Genomic DNA, 16,648 nt, shown 5'->3' on the forward strand with positions numbered 1-16,648 from the left:
CGCAAATTGAGAATTAATCAGTTTGCCTTGGGGAATGTCATGGAAGCGACAAGGGGATCCCGTCGGGCGCGCCTGCTCGGCATGTTCACCGCGGTGGCGAGCGCGCTGCTGCTGATCGGGGGAGGGCTGAGCGTCGCCGCGCCGGCCTCGGCGGACACGATGCCACCGAATCCGTCGAGTCCTGCCTCGCCGCCGACCGTCGGGGCGACCGCGCTGGCGACCACCCAGATCGACGGCGTCGCCTGGTCGCAGGTCGTCGTCGGCGACACCGTCTACGTCGGCGGCAAGTTCACGACCGCCCGTCCCGCCGGCTCGCCCGCCGGGTCCAACACCACGCCGCGCAACAACTTCCTCGCGTACAACGTCACCACTGGCGCCCTCCTCACCAGTGTCAACGTGCAGGCGAACGCGCAGGTCAGGGTGGTGGCCGCCTCGCCGGATGGCACGCGCGTGTACCTGGGCGGCGACTTCACGACGCTGAACGGCGCCAGTTACTACCGGCTCGCCGCGGTCAGCACGGCGACCGGGCAAGTCATCACCTCGTTCCGGCCGATCTTCGACTCGCAGGTGCGCTCCCTCGCCGTGACGAACACCGCCGTCTACGCGGGCGGCACGTTCTCGAACGTCAACGGTGTCTCGCGGTCGTTCCTCGCCGAGCTCAACCCGGCCAACGGCGCACTCGTGACGGCGTGGTCGCCCACGGCGGACGCGGGCGTGCAGGCGCTCGCCGTGAGCCCCGACGGGAGCCGCGTCTATGCGGGAGGCCAGTTCCAGCACGTCAACGGCGAGAGCCACTACGGCCTCGTCATGCTCACCGGGACGAACGCCACCACCATGCCGTTCGCGGCCAACAGCGTGATCAGGGACGCCGGGGTCAACGCCGGGATCACGGCGCTCTCCGCGACCTCGGACGCCGTCTACGGCTCCGGGTATGTGTTCGGTTCCGGCGGGAATTTCGAGGGGAGTTTCTCCGCCGACGCGGTCACAGGAGCGCTGAACTGGCTGGAGGACTGCCACGGCGACACCTACTCGGTGGCGCCGCTCAACAACCTCCTCTATGTCGTCGGGCATCCGCATTTCTGCGGCAACATCGGCGGATTCCCTGAGACGAATCCGCGCACCTACCACCATTCGCTCGCGTTCTCGAAGGCGGCGACCGGGACCGTGACGCGGAACACTGTGGGCAACTACACCAACTTCGCGGGCAAGCCGTCGCCGACCCTGCAGACCTGGTTCCCGAACTGGGCGACGGGCACCTTCACCGGCCAGGGCCAGGCGGCGTGGACGATCGCGGGCGACAGCAGATACGTCGTGGTGGGCGGCGAGTTCCCGCAGGTGAACGGGCAGAACCAGTACGGGCTCACCCGCTTCGCGACCGACGCCGTGCAGCGAAGCACCACCGGACCGAACAACAACGCGGCGCTCACCCCGACCGCCACCTCCACCACGTCGGGGAAGGCGACCATCGCCTGGACCTCCACGTTCGACCAGGACAACATCCAGCTCACCTACGCGCTGTCGCGCGACGGCGACACGGCGCACCCGGTCTACACCGCGGTGAGGAGCAACAACTTCTGGAACACGGGGCCGATGAGCTTCACCGACGCCGGGCTCGCGCCGGGCAGCTCGCACACCTACGCGCTCCGGGTCACCGATCCGGACGGCAACACGATCTCGCGCACCGGGAACACGGTGGTGGTCGCGGGAGGCGGCTCCAACCAGCCGCCGGTGGCGTCGTTCAGCTACGGGACGAACGGGTTGACGGTCAACGTGAACGGATCCGCCTCGACCGACCCGGACGGCACGATCGCCTCCTACGCCTGGACCTTCGGCGACGGAGGGACGGCGACGGGAGCGACGGCGGCCCACACCTACGCGACCGCCGGGACCTACACGGTGACGCTCACCGTCACCGACAACGGGGGCGCGACCAACTCGCTGTCGAAGTCCGTGACCGTCTCGGCCGCCGGCGTCGTCGCGCAGGACGACTTCGCCAGGACCACGGCGAGCGGCTGGGGTTCGGCGACGACGGGTGGAGCCTGGACGGTCTCCGGCACGGCGGCGTCGTACACCGTCACATCGGGCACCGGCAACATGAAGGACGCGGCCGGGAGCTCGATGACGGCGTCGCTCGGCTCGGTCTCCTCCAGCCGCACCGACACCACCGTCGGTTTCACGACCGACGTCGCGCCGACCGGTGGCGGGCTCTTCGTCTCGGCGCTCGCGCGGCAGGTCGGCTCGGTCGCCTACGAGGGCCGGGCGTGGATCAGCTCCAGCGGCGCCGTTCAGGTCCAGCTCCTGCAGAGCGGGACGACGCTCACCTCGGCGGTCGTCAGCGGTCTCACCTACTCTCCCGGCACGCAGCTCAACCTGCGGGTGCAGGCCGTCGGCACGTCCCCGACGACGCTCCAGGCGAAGGTCTGGCCCGCCACGCAGGCCGAGCCGGCGTCGTGGCAGGTGAGCCTCACCGACTCCACAGCGGCGCTGCAGTCGTTCGGCAGCGTCGGGCTGCGCGCGTATCTGTCGGGTGCTTCGACGGTCTCGCCGGTCACGGTGAAGTTCTCCGGCTACCAGGTCGTCGCCGTGCCCTGAGCCGCCATCGCTTCCTCGTCTCTCTTCGCGACGCGCCGGGTGCGTCCGAGGGGAGCGCGGGAGTGATGGCCCGGGCCGACTGGCGCTCTCAGGGAACGCCGGTACTATACCCGGATGCGCGAACCGGACCAGCGCGACTCCGGTGCAACCGACGGCACCGGGTCTGAATCGACGAACCCCCTGAACTCTGTTCTCCCCACCGGGGACTCCTCTGCGACGAGTGAGCCCGGCACGGGAGCGACCCCTTCCGGCCGTCGCTCGGCCGGCGGGGCCGGTGCGGGAGCGGCGGTGTCCGGCGCCATCAGCGGCGCTGTCGCGGGCGTGATGTCCGCCATCCGCACGCACCCGAAGGCCTGGATCGCCGCCGGCGCGACTGTCGCGTTCGTGCTCCTCGGCGCGGGCAGCGTGGCTCTCGGTGCGACGGTCGGGTCGGCGCCGGCCGGGGCCGCGGTCGCCGCGCCGCCGACCCATTCCGCGACTCGCACGCCCACCCCGACCCCGACTCCCACCGCCGACCCGGCGCGCCCCGTGCCCGCCGCGCAGCCGGCCGCGAGCCGCATCCGCACCTGCTCGGTGGCCTCCCTGGCCCAGGACGGCCGGCTCGGCAACCTGGAGGCCCAGGTCGTCAACGCCAAGACCGGCCAGGTGCTGTTCGACCGGAACGGCGGCACGCCGGGCCCGACCGCGTCCGTGCTCAAGACGCTGACCTCCGCCGCCGCCCTCGCGACGCTCGGCCCGGACTACCGCGTGCAGACCACGGTCGTCGCCGGCAGCGTGCCCGGCCAGGTCGTCATCGTCGGCGGCGGTGACGTGACCCTGTCGCGCCTCCCGGGCGGCCAGGGCGCCTTCTACACGAACGCGCCCTCCATCCAGGACCTCGCCACCCAGACCAAGCAGGCGCTCGGCGGCGCGCCCGTGACCTCGATCGTGGTGGACACGTCGCTGTTCGGCGGCCCACTGTGGCAGCCGAGTTGGGACGAGCACGAGGAGCGCGTCGTCGAGGGTTCGACGCCGTACATGTCCGCGCTGATGGTGGACGGCGACCGCAACGACCCCGGCGCTGTCGAGTCGCCGCGCAGCACCGACCCGGTCGGCCGCGCTGTGCAGTACTTCCAGCAGTACCTCGGCACGAACGTCCCGGTGACCTCCGGCACCGCCCCCGCAGGCGCCCGCCAGCTCGCGGCGGTGCAGTCGCAGCCGGTGACCACGCTGATCGACCAGGCGATGACGTACTCCGACAACACGATCATGGAGGAGCTCGCCAGGCTCGTCGCGATCAAGACCGGCGCAGGCAACACGTTCGCCGCCGAGAACGCGGGCGTGCTGGCCGGGCTGAAGGCCTACGGCATCGACACCACCGGCATCCACATCGCCGACGGCTCCGGGCTCAGCGCCGACAACGCCGTGCCGCCGTCGTACCTGACGCAACTCTTCGTCAAGGTGCTCAACCGGCAGAACGGGCTCGGCGTGGTCTACGACGGACTGCCGGTCGCCGGCCGGACCGGGACGCTCGGGCCGGGCTACAGCCGGTTCACCGGGGCGAGCTCGATCGCGGACGGTTCCGTGCACGCCAAGACCGGCTGGATCAACAACGGCTACACGCTCTCCGGCATCATCGACGCGGCAGACGGATCGCAACTCACGTTCGCTGTGTACGCGCTCGGCCCGGTGAGCGACAATGCCAAGCAGGCGATCGACACGCTGACGACCGGCTTCTACAAATGTGGGGACAACCTCACCAACGGCTGAGCCGGGCGTCGGCCGAGCAGGGGAGGCGGCGATGGGCAAGGCGCTGTTCATCATCGATGTGCAGAACGACTTCACCGAGGGGGGAGCGCTCGGCGTGGACGGGGGAGCGGCGGTGGCGGCGGCCATCACCGAGCACCTCCGTGCGCACGCCGACGAGTACGCGATCATCCTCGCGAGCCGCGACTGGCACGACCGCGACAACGACAACGGCGGACACTTCGCGACCGACGCCGAGCCGGACTTCGTGAACACCTGGCCCGCGCACTGCGTCGCCGGCACGGACGGTGCGGAGTACCATCCCGCGTTCGACACGTCCCGCGTCGGCTACCACATCCGCAAGGGGCAGGGCGTCCCGGCGTACTCGATCTTCGAGGGGCGCACCGACGCCGGCTCGACGGTCCACAACCTCCTGGACGAGCACGGGATCGACACGGTCGACGTGGTCGGGATCGCGACCGACTACTGCGTGCGGGCGTCCGCGCTGGACGCGCTGAGCCACGGCCAGCGGGTGCGCGTGCTCACCGAGCTGGTGGCGGGGGTCGCGGCGGAGTCGTCGGAGGCGGCTCTGGCGGAGCTGGCGCACGCGGGGGCGGAAATCGTCGTCACCGCGTGAGCACCCGGTCTTGTCATTCCCGGGTGGCGCGATCCTTTTCATGCGCGCTAGGCTGATTACTAACCAGGCTAGCTAATCCGGAGGCGCGCAGATGAAGACCCGATCCGACTGGACTCCGGCTCGCTGGCTGCGCATCGTGCTGCCGACCGTCGTCATCGTGATCTGGTTCATCGCCGGGAGCCTCGGCGGCCCCACCTTCGGCAAGCTCTCCGGGGTGTCCAGCAACGACCAGGCCGCGTTCCTCCCGGCCAGCGCCGAGTCGACCGCGGTGCAGGACTGGCAGAAGCGCTTCACCGACTCGCAGGCGGTGCCCGCGATCGTGGTCATCCAGTCCGGGTCGACCATCCCGCAGAGCGACCTCGCCTCGTTCGCCGCCATCGGCGCGAAGCTCGGCGACGTGCCGGGCGTGCAGACTCCGGAATCCGGCCAGACCACGAGCGTCGCCGGTCCCATCCCCTCGCAGGACGGCAGGGCGGTCGAGTTCATCGTCCCGGTCGCCGACACGAACAACGTGAAGACGGTGGTCGCCGACCTGCGCAGCGTCCTGAAGAGCGAACTGCCCTCCGGGACGCAGGGCTGGGTCACCGGACCCGCCGGGCTGACCGCCGACCTGGTCAACGCGTTCGGCGGCATCGACGGCATCCTGCTGCTGGTGGCCGTCGGCGCCGTGTTCGTGATCCTGCTACTGGTGTACCGGGCGCTGCTGCTGCCGGTCCTGGTGCTGCTCACCTCGGTGTTCGCGCTGTGCGCGGCGATCCTCGTGGTCTATCTCTTCGCGCTCTGGGGCTGGATCAAGCTCAGCGGCCAGAGCCAGGGCATCCTCTCCATCCTGGTGATCGGCGCTGCGACCGACTACTCGCTGCTGCTCGTCGCCCGCTACCGGGAGGCGCTGGAGCACGACGAATCGCGCTGGACGGCGATCGTGACGGCGTGGCGGGCCGCGTTCGAGCCGATCCTGGCCTCCGGCGCCACGGTCATCCTCGCCCTGCTCTGCCTGCTGTTCTCCGACCTCAACTCGAACAAGAGCCTCGGCCCGATCGCCGCGATCGGGATCGTGTTCTCGCTGCTGTCGGCGCTCACGCTGCTGCCGACCCTGCTCGCGGTGTTCGGGCGGGCGGCGTTCTGGCCGTTCCGGCCGAAGTACGCGGGCGGCGAGCACGCGCACGACCACAAGCACGAGGGGACCGAGCGCGTGGCCGGGCTGGAGGGCATCCGCGGCGTCTGGCGGCGCGTCGGTCTGCTCATCGCGCACCGGCCGCGCCTGACCTGGATCGTGTCGTTCGTGGTCCTCGTGGCGTGTGCGTTCGGGCTGACCCAGCTCAAGGCGAACGGCGTGGAGCAGACCGCGCTGGTGCTCACCCAGTCGGACGCCGTCGACGGCCAGAAGGTGCTCGCGAAGCACTTCGACGCCGGGTCGGGCGCGCCGGTGGTGATCGTGGCGAAGGAGGCCGACGGGGATGCCGTGCTCGCCGCCACGAAGAAGAATGACGGCATCTCAGCCGCGACCCTGTACGCCGGAAACGTGCGGCCGACCCAGCCGGGCCAGAGCGCGCCGCCGCCGGTCGTGAAGGACGGCCGGGTCCTCATCCAGGCGACCCTGAAGGCGCAGCCCGACTCCGCCGCGGCCGAGCAGGTGGTCCGCGACCTGCGCCGCGACCTCCCGTCGGCGGGATCCGGCGTGCTCGTCGGCGGCGTCACGGCGATCGCCCTCGACACCAACGACACGGCGCAGCGGGACCTGCTGCGGATCATCCCGATCGTGCTGCTGGTGATCCTGCTGGTGCTGATGCTGCTGCTCCGGTCGATCCTCGCGCCGGTGCTGCTGATCGGCAGTGTCGTGCTGTCATACGCGGCGGCGCTCGGCGTCTCCGCGCTGGTGTTCGACCACCTGTTCCGCTTCCCGGGCGCCGACGCGAGCGTGCCGCTGTTCGGGTTCGTGTTCCTGGTCGCGCTCGGGGTGGACTACAACATCTTCCTGATGACGCGCGTGCGGGAGGAGTCGCTGCGGCTCGGCACCCGTCCCGGAATCCTGCGCGGGCTCGGGATGACCGGCAGCGTCATCACGTCGGCGGGAGTGGTGCTGGCAGCGACGTTCGCGGCCCTCGCGGTCATCCCGATCCTGTTCCTGGTGCAGATCGCGTTCATCGTCGCGTTCGGGGTGCTGCTCGACACCGTGCTGGTGCGTTCGCTGCTCGTGCCCGCGGTGTCCTACGACGTGGGTCGCGCGATCTGGTGGCCGTCGAAGCTGTGGCGGGCGCCCCGGCAGTCTGTATAGCGGGAGGCGGGCGACCGCTGCTCGGATGAGCAGGATGCGCGCCCCGCCGCTGTTGCATTGCCGCCTCCGCGACGGTCGGTCAGAGTGGCCTGCATGACCCCCACGATCCTCGAGCCGACTCTCGGCGCGTCGATCGGCGGACCGGGCGCCGACGTCGCCGCACTGCTCCGCCGGCTGTACCGGACCCTGGCGACCGTCCGGCGCCTCGATCGCGAAGCCGTCGCCCTGTGCGGCCACGGCGTCCTCCCCGGCTACGTCGACTCCCGCGGCCGGGAGGCGGTGCAGGTGGGCGCGGCGCTCGCGCTGCAGACCTCCCGCGACCGGGCTTTCCCGACCGCCCACGAGCCGGGGATGTCGATCGCCCTCGGCGCCGACCCCGCTGCCGTGCTGCGCTCTCTGCGCGCCGCGGACGCCGTCGAAGGGCCGGTGACCCACGCCGTCGGCTGGGCGCTCTGCGCGAAGCTCGACCGCACGGGAGGGTGCGCCCTCATCCCGCTCGGCTCCGGCGCCGGATCCGCGGCGGAGCTGCGCACCGCGGTGACGACCGCGCGAGCCTCCACCCTGCCCGTTGTCTTCCTGTCCAGCTCGGGCCGCACCGAGGGGGCAGGGATGCCCGTGCTCCTGGTCGACGGCGCCGACGCGCTCGCGGTCCACGACGCCACCGTGAAGGCGCTGGACCTCGCCAGGTCCGGTGCGGGCCCTGTCCTGATCGACGCTGTGCTGCCCGGTCCGTCCGCGTGGCCCGCGCGCGACCCTCTCGTGGTCTGCGAGCAGCGCCTGCGCGCGACGCGGACGGTGGACGACGGCTACTTCGCCGAAGTCGCCGACACCGCTGATTCGCTCGCCGACCGGCTGCGCGCCCGGCTCACCGTCGGAGCCTGAACCCGGCCGCGATCGGCGAGGATGGGACCATGCGCATCCACGTCGAACGCCATCCCGGGGTCGACCCCGTCCTGCTGGTCCACGGCTTCGCCACCACCGGCGCGCTCACCTGGGAGTCCACCGGCTGGGTCGCCGCGCTCGCGGAGGCGGGCCGCGGCGCGATCGTCCCCGACCTGCGCGGCCACGGCGCGTCCGACGCACCGCACGACCCGGCGGCCTACTCGCCCGATCTGCTCGCGGAGGACCTGCTGACCGTGCTGGACGAGCAGGGCCTCGACCGCGTCGACGTCATCGGCTACTCGATGGGGAGCTGGGTGGCCCTGGCCCTCGTCGGCCTGGCGCCGGAGCGCGTCCGACGTCTCGTGGTCGGCGGCGTCGGCACGGTCGAGCAGTTCGCCCACTGGGGCGTGGAGGCCGTGCGGCAGGCGATCCTGGACGGCGCGGACACGCTGCCGGCCGACAACCCGCTGGCGCCCCTCCTGGCCTCCCTGCGCGAGGCCCCCGGCGTCGACCGCGAGGCGCTCGCCGCGTGCGCGACGGGGATGGCGCAGCATCCGCTGCCGCTCGCCTCGACCGTTCCGACCCTCGTGGTCGCGGGTGACGCCGACCCGGTCGCCGGGGACGCGGACGAGGCGGCCCGGCTGCTCGGCGCCGAGCTGGTGCTGCTGCCGCGCCGCAACCACATCACCGCCCTCAGCGCCCGCGCCTTCAAGCAGGCTGCCATTCCCTTCCTGGGAGCTTCGGTCAGCCTGTAGGAGACGCGGCCGGCGGGTCGTACGATGTGCGAGGAGCGAAGGAGTGCCCGCATGATCGACAGGCTGGATGCCGACCTCATCGCGCTGCTCACGGAGGAGCCCAGGCTGGGCGTGTTCGAGGCCTCGAGGAGGCTCGGCGTCGCGCGCGGCACCGTGCAGGCCCGGCTCGACCGGCTGCAGCGCACGGGGGTGATCAAGGACTTCGCGCCGACGATCGACAGCCTCCGGCTCGGCTTCCCTGTCACGGCGTTCATCACCGCGGAGATCGCCCAGAGCGACCTCTCCGTCATCGACCACCTGCGGGGCATCCCCGAGGTCCTGGAGGTGCACACGGTCACCGGCGCCGGGGACCTGCTGATCCGGGTCGTCGCGCGCTCGAACGCCGACCTGCAGCGGGTGATCAGCGGCATCCTCAGCGAGCCGGGCATCAGCCGCACTTCCACGGTGATCGCCCTGGAGACCACGATCGAGCAGCGCAGCGTGCCGCTGGTGGAGTCCGCGGTGGAGGACTGAGCGCATCCCGGACGCGGACACCGGACGACACGACACGAGACGAGGAGTGACGATGGACGAGAAGACCCTGCTGGAGCGCGTGCCCGACCGCCTGTTCATCGGCGGCGAGTGGCTGCCGGGAGCGAACGGCACCCTGAAGGTCTACGACCCGGCGACCGGCGACCTCATCCGCGAGATCGCGGACGCGTCGGTGGAGGACGGCACGCGCGCACTCGACGCCGCGGTCGCCGCGGCCGACGCGTGGGCGGCCACCCCGCCACGCGCCCGCGGCGAGATCCTGCGCCGCGCGTTCGACCTCCTGCAGGAGCGCCGGGAGGAGTTCGCCCTCCTGATGACGCTGGAGATGGGCAAGCCGCTCGCGGAGTCCAACGGGGAGGTCAGCTACGGCGGCGAGTTCCTGCGCTGGTTCTCCGAGGAGGCCGTGCGCATCGCCGGCCGCTACGGGACCAACCCCGAGGGTACGGGCCGCATGATCGTGTCGCAGCACCCGGTGGGGCCGTGCTTCCTGATCACGCCGTGGAACTTCCCGCTCGCGATGGCGACCAGGAAGATCGCGCCGGCGCTCGCCGCGGGTTGCACCGTCGTCGTGAAGCCGGCGGAGCTCACCCCGCTCACGACGCTGTACTTCGCCCGCCTGCTGGAGGACGCCGGCCTCCCCGCCGGCGTGCTCAACGTGATCACGACCTCCACCTCCGGGAAGGTCTCCGCACCGATCATCGCCGACCCGCGCCTGCGCAAGCTGTCGTTCACCGGCTCCACCGAGGTCGGCCGCAAGCTCTTGCAGCAGGCGTCGGAGAACGTCCTGCGCACCTCGATGGAGCTCGGCGGCAACGCCCCGTTCGTGGTGTTCGACGACGCCGACCTCGACCGGGCGGTGGACGGCGCGATGCTCGCGAAGTTCCGCAACATCGGGGAGGCCTGCACGGCCGCCAACCGGTTCATCGTGCACGAGGACGTCGCCGACGAGTTCGCCCGCCGGGTCGCCGAGCGGGTGAAGGCGATGAAGATCGGCCGCGGCACCGAGGACGGCGTGACGATCGGCCCGCTCATCAACGCGGACGCCGTCGACAAGGCCGCCGAGCTCCTGGAGGACGCGGTCTCGCGCGGCGCGCTGGTGCTCGCGGGCGGGTCGCGGGTCTCCGGCCCCGGCACGTTCTTCGAGCCCACCGTCGTCACGGACGTCCGGGCGGGCAGCGAGATCCTGAGGCAGGAGATCTTCGGCCCCGTGCTGTCGATCGTGCGCTTCCGCGACGAGGACGAGGCGGTGCGGATCGCCAACGACACCGAGTTCGGGCTGGTGTCGTACGTGTTCACGAAGGACCTCGCGCGCGGCCAGCGGATGATCGACCGGCTGCAGACCGGCATGATGGGGCTCAACGTGGGCGTCGTCTCCAATGCCGCTGCGCCGTTCGGCGGTGTGAAGCAGTCGGGGCTGGGGCGCGAGGGAGGCCTGGAGGGCATCCACGAGTACCTCAGCACCAAGTACACCCTGACGCCGGACCCGTTCAGCGTCTGACCCGTCCCCATTCGAGCAGAGTCCACCACCGAGCCGAGGAGCGCACCATCATGGCCACCGAAGCCGTCATCGTCGACGTCGTCCGCACGCCCTCCGGGCGCGGCAAACCGGGCGGCGAGCTGTCCGACCTCCACCCGGCCGACCTGCTCGCCGGGGTCCTGGCCGAGCTGGTGCACCGCAACGGCCTCGACCCGGCTCTCGTCGACGATGTGATCGCCGGCTGCGTGACGCAGTCGGGGGAGCAGGCCGGGAACATCGCGCGCACGGCCCTCCTGAGCGCCGGTTTCCCGGAGAGCGTGCCGGGGGTCACGATCGACCGCCAGTGCGGCTCCAGCCAGCAGGCCGCGGCGTTCGCCGCGCAGGGCGTGATCGCGGGCGCCTACGACATCGTGATCGCCTGCGGCGTGGAGTCGATGAGCAGGTCGCCGATGGGATCCAACCTCGGCGGCGCGTCCCTCGGCGGCGAGCTGCTGCACGCGCGCTACCCGGAGGGACTGGTGAATCAGGGCGTCTCGGCGGAGCTGATCGCCGAGCGCTGGAGGTTCCCCCGGGAGGAGCTCGACGCGTTCGCCGCCGAGTCGCACCGGCGCGCGGCGGAGGCGGCGGCCTCCGGCGCGTTCGACAGCGAGCTGGTGCCCGTGCCGACGCCGGACAGCGGGAGCGTGACGGCGGACGAGACTATCCGGCCGGGGACGACCGCCGAGAAGCTGGCGGCGCTGTCGCCGTCGTTCCGCACCGACCGGCTCGCCGCGCGATTCCCGCAGCTCGACTGGCGGATCACGCCGGGCAACTCGTCGCCGCTGACCGACGGCGCCTCCGCCGCCCTGATCATGAGCGCGGAGGCCGCCGCGCGGCTGGGGCTGCGGCCGCGGGCACGCTTCCACTCGTTCGCCGTGGCCGGAAGCGACCCCCTGTTCATGCTCACCGGCATCCTCCCGGCGACCCGCAAACTCCTCGACCGGAGCGGTGTGAAGCTGGAGGACATCGCCGCCTACGAGGTCAACGAGGCGTTCGCGCCGGTGCCGTTGCTCTGGCTGCGCGAGTTCGACGCCGACCCGGCGCGGATGAACCCGCGCGGCGGCGCGATCGCGCTGGGCCACGCACTCGGCTCGTCCGGGACGCGTCTGCTCGGCACCCTCCTCAACGAGCTGGAGGCCTCCGGTGGCCGCTTCGGCCTCCAGACCATGTGCGAGGGCGGCGGCACCGCCAACGCCACCCTCATCGAACGCCTGTAGCCACCCACCTCCCCTCGAAAGGACCCACCATGCAGATCGACGGATGTTCGGCGCTCGTCACCGGCGGCGCCAGCGGCCTCGGCAACGCCACCGCCAGGGCGCTCATGGAGGCCGGCGCGCGCGTCGTCATCCTGGACCTGCCCAGCTCGGAGGGCGAGAAGGCCGCCGTCGCGCTCGGCCCGCACGCCCGGTTCGTCCCCGCGGATGTGACCGACGAGGAGCAGGTGCAGGCCGCCGTGGACACCGCAGGCTCCCTCGGCCCGCTGCGGGTCGTGGTGAACTGCGCCGGCATCGCCACCGCCCAGAAGGTGCTCGGCCGCGACGGCGTCCTCCCGCTGGAGAGCTTCGAGCGCGTCATCCGGGTCAACCTGATCGGCACGTTCAACGTGGTGCGCCTCGCCGCGGCCGCGATGGCGGAGACCGAAGCGCTCGGCCAGGACGTCCCCGGCGGCCAGGAGCGCGGCGTCATCGTCAACACCGCCTCCGTCGCCGCGTTCGACGGCCAGATCGGCCAGCCCGCCTACTCCGCGTCGAAGGGCGGCGTCGCCGCGATGACGCTGCCGCTCGCCCGCGAGTTCGCCCGCAGCCTGATCCGCGTCGTCACCATCGCGCCCGGCATCTTCGAGACGCCGATGATGGCCGGCCTCCCGCAGGCCGCGCAGGACTCCCTGGCGGCCCAGGTGCCGCACCCGTCGCGCCTCGGCCGCCCCGCGGAGTACGCGCAGCTCGTGCGGTCGATCGTGGAGAACCCCATGCTCAACGGCGAGACCATCCGCCTCGACGGCGCCATCCGGATGCAGCCGAAGTAACGACATTCGGCACGAATCGTCGTTTTGGCGCGGCGAAAAGGAACATTCGGCACGAATGCTTCGCCGCCGCGAGAAACGGCATTCGGCACGAATCGTCGTTTTGGCGCGGCGAAAAGCCACATTCGGCACGAATGTGCGCGCAGTCAGATCCCGGAGTGCGCCTCCAGGAACGTGTACACGTCGGAGTCGTCCACCCCGGGGAACGACCCCGACGGCAGCGGCGACAGGATGTGCGCGTGCAGGCGCGCGCTCGGCCACGCCTTGCCCGCCCAGTGCCCGGTCAGCTCGGTCGCCGGCCGCTTGCAGCACGACTCGTCTGGGCAGCGGGACTCGGCGCGCGCCGTCGTCTCCCGGCCGCGGAACCACTTGGCCTGGTCGAACGGGACGCCGACGCTGATCGAGTAGCCGCCATCGGCCGTGCTCCCGGTCTGCGTCGAGCACCAGTACGTGCCGGCCGGGGTGTCCGTGTACTGGTAGAACTCCGTGGTGCGGTTGGTGCGCGCGAACGCGTTCCGGGCGCCCCACTTGCGGCAGACCGTCTGGCCCTCGATCGAGCCGGTGACGTCGGTCGGGAGGGGGAGGCCGTCGTTCTCGTAGCCCTTGTAGAGCGTGCCGTCGTCGCCGACGCGGAGGAAGTGCAGCGGCATGTCCAGGTGCCGGGTCGCCAGGTTGGTCAGGCGCAACGCCGCCGCCTCGTGGGTGACGCCGAACGCGTCTCGGAAGTCCTCCACGGCGACGTCCTTCTCCTTCTTGGCCTGCTGCAGGAACGCCACCGCCGCGGCCTCCGGCATCAGCGCGCACGCCGCGAAGTAGTTGATCTCCAGCCGCTGCCGCAGGAAGTCCGCGTAGCTCGCCGGGCGCTCGTGGCCGAGGAGCCGGTGCGCCATCGCCTGCAGCGCCATCGAGCGGAGGCCGTGGCCGCCGGGGATGGAGGCCGGCGGCAGGTAGATGCGCCCGTTCTCCAGGTCGGTGATCGAGCGGGTGGAGCGCGGGAGGTCGTCGACGTAGATCAGTTCGAAGCCGAGCTGCTCGGCCATCACGCTGACTTCGCGGTGCGTGAGCGCGCCGCGGACGTGGCCCGACGCGCGCACCTGCTCCTCGGCGAGTTTCTCGATGTCGGGGATGTAGTTGTCCTGCCGGCGCATCCGCTCGCGCAGCTCGGTGTTCGCCCGTCTGGCCTCCTCGGGCGTCGCGATCGCCTCGCTGGCGCGGCGGGCGAGCTCGCGGTGCAGGCCGACCAGGGCCTCCAGCGTCTCGGTGGGCGTGCCCTTCGTCGGCTTGACGGCGGGGAGGCCGAGCGAGCCGTACAGCGATCCCTTCTGTGCGCGGGAGAGCTCGATCTCCAGCGCAGCGCGGGCGTCCGGCGGCTCGGCGGACAGCAACTCGGCGAGCGGGACGCCGAGCGCGGCGGCGAGCGTGCCGAGCAGGGAGACGCGCGGCTCGCGTTTGCCGTTCTCGATCAGCGAGAGCTGGCTGGCGGCGACCCCGGCAGCGGCGCCGAGCTCGTCCAGGGTCAGGCCGCGCTGCGTGCGGAAGTGTCGGATGCGGTGCCCGAGGGTGGCGACGTCGGCAGTCGCCGCTTCGGTGGCGAGGGAGTCCATCCCTTCACAATAGCGAAAGAATCGCCATTCTTTACGTGCAGATTCCCACCCGCGGCCATGAATTCTGCTGGATCCTGGATTCACGCACCGATCTTTCCAACCGAGAGGACGACGGAATGTCCATCGCCGAGCTCCCGCTGACCGACCAGGCCCACGAGGCCGACGCCGACCACGAGACCCACGCGTACCCGGCGGCCTCCACCCCCGCCGCACGCCACACGCCTGCCACCGAGTCCACCGCACCGACCCGCCCGACCGGCCTCGCCGGCCTGCGCGCCTGGGTCGCCGAGATCGCCGAACTCACCCAGCCCGAGAGCATCGTCTGGTGCGACGGCACCCCGGGGGAGGCCGACCGGCTGACCAAGGAGCTCGTCGCCGAGGGCAAGCTCATCCGGCTCAACCCGGAGTGGCGCCCGAACAGCTTCCTGGCGCGCACCGACCCGGGCGACGTCGCCCGCGTCGAGGATCGCACCTTCATCTGCTCCCTCAAGGAGGAGGACGCCGGCCCTACCAACAACTGGCGCGAGCCGGAGGGCATGCGCGCCGAGCTGCGCGGGGTCTTCGCCGGCAGCATGCGCGGTCGCACGATGTACGTCGTCCCGTTCTCGATGGGCCCGCTGGGCGGTCCGATCTCGCAGGTCGGCGTCGAGCTGACCGACTCCGCCTACGTGGCCGTCAGCATGGGACTGATGACCCGCGTGACCAGTGCGGTGCTCGACCTGATCGACGCCGGGCAGCCGTGGGTGCCGACCGTGCACAGCGTCGGCGCGCCGCTGATCGACGACGCCGGTGTGCGTCACGACGACGTGACCTGGCCGTGCAACACCACCAAGTACATCGTCCAGTTCCCGGAGACGCGCGAGGTCTGGTCCTACGGCTCCGGCTACGGCGGCAACGCGATCCTGGCCAAGAAGTGCTTCGCCCTGCGGATCGCGTCGGCGATGGCGCGCGACGAGGGCTGGCTGGCCGAGCACATGCTGCTCGTCAAGGTCACCTCGCCCGAGGGACGCCCGTTCCACTTCGCGGCGGCGTTCCCGTCGGCGTGCGGCAAGACGAACCTCGCCATGCTGCAGCCGACCATCCCGGGCTGGAAGGTCGAGACGATCGGAGACGACATCGCCTGGCTCCGGCAGGGCGCTGACGGGAGGCTGCGCGCCATCAACCCCGAGGCGGGCTTCTTCGGCGTTGCGCCGGGGACGGGCGAGCTGACCAACAAGACCGCGGTCGAGACCCTGTGGGGCAACACGATCTTCACCAACGTGGCGCTCCGCGACGACGGCGACGTGTGGTGGGAGGGCCTCACCGAGACCCCGCCCGCGCACCTCATCGACTGGCAGGGCAACGACTGGACGCCCGAGAGCGGACGCCCGGCTGCGCACCCGAACTCCCGGTTCTGCGTGTCGGCCGCGCAGTGCCCGAGCATCGCCGACGACTGGGACGCGGTCGACGGCGTGCCGATCGACGCCATCCTGTTCGGCGGCCGCCGCGCCACCAATGTGCCGCTCGTGGCGCAGGCCCGCGACTGGAAGCACGGCGTCTTCATCGGCGCGACCATCTCGTCGGAGAAGACGGCTGCGGCCGAGGGTACGGTCGGCGAGCTGCGCCGCGACCCGTTCGCGATGCTGCCGTTCTGCGGCTACAACATGGCGGACTACTGGGGCCACTGGCTCGAGGTGGGCGAGAAGCTCGGCTCGAAGGCGCCGGCGGTGTTCCAGGTGAACTGGTTCCGCAAGGGCGACGACGGCCGGTTCCTGTGGCCCGGGTTCGGCGAGAACTCGCGCGTGATCGAGTGGATCGCGCGCCGGGTGGAGGGCACGGCCGGCGCCGCGTCGACGCCGATCGGCCGCCTCCCGCTGGTGGAGGAGCTCGACCTCGACGGCCTGGACCTCCCGGCCGAGGACGTCGCCGAGCTCTTCGAGGTCGACCGTGCGAGCTGGCTGGCCGAGTGCGATCTCACCGAGGAGTACTTCGACCAGTTCGGCACCCGCGTCCCCGCCGCACTCCGCGCCGAGCTCGCCTCCCTCCGCTACCACCTCCACGCGTAGCAAACCGCCGAGACGGCAGATTCTCTGCCGTCTCGGCGGTTGTGCGCCCACTTTGCGCCGTCT

12 protein-coding genes are annotated in these 16,648 nt (G+C 71.5%); 11 read left to right on the forward strand and 1 reads right to left on the reverse strand.

Features of this window, described 5'->3' with window-relative positions; translation table 11 throughout:
* Positions 1 to 39: 39 nt before the first annotated feature.
* The 10 genes from ABH923_RS16465 (at position 40) to ABH923_RS16510 (ending at position 12,939) form a co-directional block, all read left to right on the forward strand.
* Complete coding sequence (locus ABH923_RS16465) at positions 40 to 2,592, forward strand: PKD domain-containing protein (RefSeq protein ID WP_370056466.1); 2,553 nt, start codon at positions 40 to 42, stop codon at positions 2,590 to 2,592.
* Positions 2,593 to 2,706: 114 nt separating this feature from the next.
* The gene (locus ABH923_RS16470) at positions 2,707 to 4,341 is read left to right on the forward strand and encodes a D-alanyl-D-alanine carboxypeptidase/D-alanyl-D-alanine-endopeptidase (protein WP_370056467.1); all 1,635 of its coding nucleotides are present in this window, start codon (positions 2,707 to 2,709) and stop codon (positions 4,339 to 4,341) included.
* Positions 4,342 to 4,372: 31 nt separating this feature from the next.
* Positions 4,373 to 4,954 (forward strand): isochorismatase family protein, encoded by a 582-nt coding sequence (locus ABH923_RS16475; protein WP_370056469.1) that lies wholly within the window; start codon positions 4,373 to 4,375, stop codon positions 4,952 to 4,954.
* Positions 4,955 to 5,045: 91 nt separating this feature from the next.
* A complete protein-coding gene (locus ABH923_RS16480; protein WP_370056470.1) occupies positions 5,046 to 7,229 on the forward strand; it encodes an efflux RND transporter permease subunit in 2,184 nt (727 codons plus the stop codon).
* A gap of 93 nt (positions 7,230 to 7,322) precedes the next feature.
* Positions 7,323 to 8,111 (forward strand): thiamine pyrophosphate-dependent enzyme, encoded by a 789-nt coding sequence (locus tag ABH923_RS16485; protein WP_370056471.1) that lies wholly within the window; start codon positions 7,323 to 7,325, stop codon positions 8,109 to 8,111.
* Positions 8,112 to 8,140: 29 nt separating this feature from the next.
* A complete protein-coding gene (locus ABH923_RS16490) occupies positions 8,141 to 8,866 on the forward strand; it encodes an alpha/beta fold hydrolase (RefSeq protein WP_370056472.1) in 726 nt (241 codons plus the stop codon).
* A 51-nt stretch (positions 8,867 to 8,917) separates the two neighbouring features.
* Positions 8,918 to 9,379, forward strand: a complete 462-nt coding sequence (locus ABH923_RS16495; protein ID WP_370056473.1) for an Lrp/AsnC family transcriptional regulator — start codon at positions 8,918 to 8,920, stop codon at positions 9,377 to 9,379.
* A gap of 52 nt (positions 9,380 to 9,431) precedes the next feature.
* Entirely contained in the window at positions 9,432 to 10,895 is a 1,464-nt protein-coding gene (locus tag ABH923_RS16500; protein ID WP_370056474.1) for an NAD-dependent succinate-semialdehyde dehydrogenase, read from the forward strand.
* A gap of 50 nt (positions 10,896 to 10,945) precedes the next feature.
* On the forward strand, positions 10,946 to 12,130 hold the full coding sequence (locus ABH923_RS16505; RefSeq protein ID WP_370056475.1) for an acetyl-CoA C-acyltransferase: 1,185 nt from the start codon (positions 10,946 to 10,948) through the stop codon (positions 12,128 to 12,130).
* Positions 12,131 to 12,159: 29 nt separating this feature from the next.
* Positions 12,160 to 12,939 carry a 3-hydroxyacyl-CoA dehydrogenase gene (locus ABH923_RS16510; protein WP_370056476.1) on the forward strand — a complete coding sequence of 260 codons (780 nt, stop codon included), beginning with the start codon at positions 12,160 to 12,162 and terminating at the stop codon, positions 12,937 to 12,939.
* A gap of 143 nt (positions 12,940 to 13,082) precedes the next feature.
* Here the strand turns inward: ABH923_RS16510 and ABH923_RS16515 are convergent, their stop codons facing one another.
* Entirely contained in the window at positions 13,083 to 14,540 is a 1,458-nt protein-coding gene (locus ABH923_RS16515; protein ID WP_370056477.1) for a helix-turn-helix domain-containing protein, read from the reverse strand.
* 116 nt (positions 14,541 to 14,656) lie between these two features.
* Between ABH923_RS16515 and ABH923_RS16520 the strand changes: the two genes are divergently transcribed.
* Positions 14,657 to 16,585 (forward strand): phosphoenolpyruvate carboxykinase (GTP), encoded by a 1,929-nt coding sequence (locus ABH923_RS16520; protein ID WP_370056478.1) that lies wholly within the window; start codon positions 14,657 to 14,659, stop codon positions 16,583 to 16,585.
* Positions 16,586 to 16,648: the final 63 nt, after the last annotated feature.

This window comes from Leifsonia sp. EB41, assembly GCF_041262565.1.
Taxonomy (GTDB): domain Bacteria; phylum Actinomycetota; class Actinomycetes; order Actinomycetales; family Microbacteriaceae; genus Leifsonia.

Excerpts from the sequence above, each read along its gene's own strand:
- ABH923_RS16465 (WP_370056466.1), top strand. The coding sequence starts at position 40 with ATGGAAGCGACAAGGGGATCCCGTCGGGCGCGCCTGCTCGGCATGTTC.
- ABH923_RS16470 (WP_370056467.1), top strand. The coding sequence starts at position 2,707 with ATGCGCGAACCGGACCAGCGCGACTCCGGTGCAACCGACGGCACCGGG.
- ABH923_RS16475 (WP_370056469.1), top strand. The coding sequence starts at position 4,373 with ATGGGCAAGGCGCTGTTCATCATCGATGTGCAGAACGACTTCACCGAG.
- ABH923_RS16480 (WP_370056470.1), top strand. The coding sequence starts at position 5,046 with ATGAAGACCCGATCCGACTGGACTCCGGCTCGCTGGCTGCGCATCGTG.
- ABH923_RS16485 (WP_370056471.1), top strand. The coding sequence starts at position 7,323 with ATGACCCCCACGATCCTCGAGCCGACTCTCGGCGCGTCGATCGGCGGA.
- ABH923_RS16490 (WP_370056472.1), top strand. The coding sequence starts at position 8,141 with ATGCGCATCCACGTCGAACGCCATCCCGGGGTCGACCCCGTCCTGCTG.
- ABH923_RS16495 (WP_370056473.1), top strand. The coding sequence starts at position 8,918 with ATGATCGACAGGCTGGATGCCGACCTCATCGCGCTGCTCACGGAGGAG.
- ABH923_RS16500 (WP_370056474.1), top strand. The coding sequence starts at position 9,432 with ATGGACGAGAAGACCCTGCTGGAGCGCGTGCCCGACCGCCTGTTCATC.
- ABH923_RS16505 (WP_370056475.1), top strand. The coding sequence starts at position 10,946 with ATGGCCACCGAAGCCGTCATCGTCGACGTCGTCCGCACGCCCTCCGGG.
- ABH923_RS16510 (WP_370056476.1), top strand. The coding sequence starts at position 12,160 with ATGCAGATCGACGGATGTTCGGCGCTCGTCACCGGCGGCGCCAGCGGC.
- ABH923_RS16515 (WP_370056477.1), bottom strand. The coding sequence starts at position 14,540 with ATGGACTCCCTCGCCACCGAAGCGGCGACTGCCGACGTCGCCACCCTC.
- ABH923_RS16520 (WP_370056478.1), top strand. The coding sequence starts at position 14,657 with ATGTCCATCGCCGAGCTCCCGCTGACCGACCAGGCCCACGAGGCCGAC.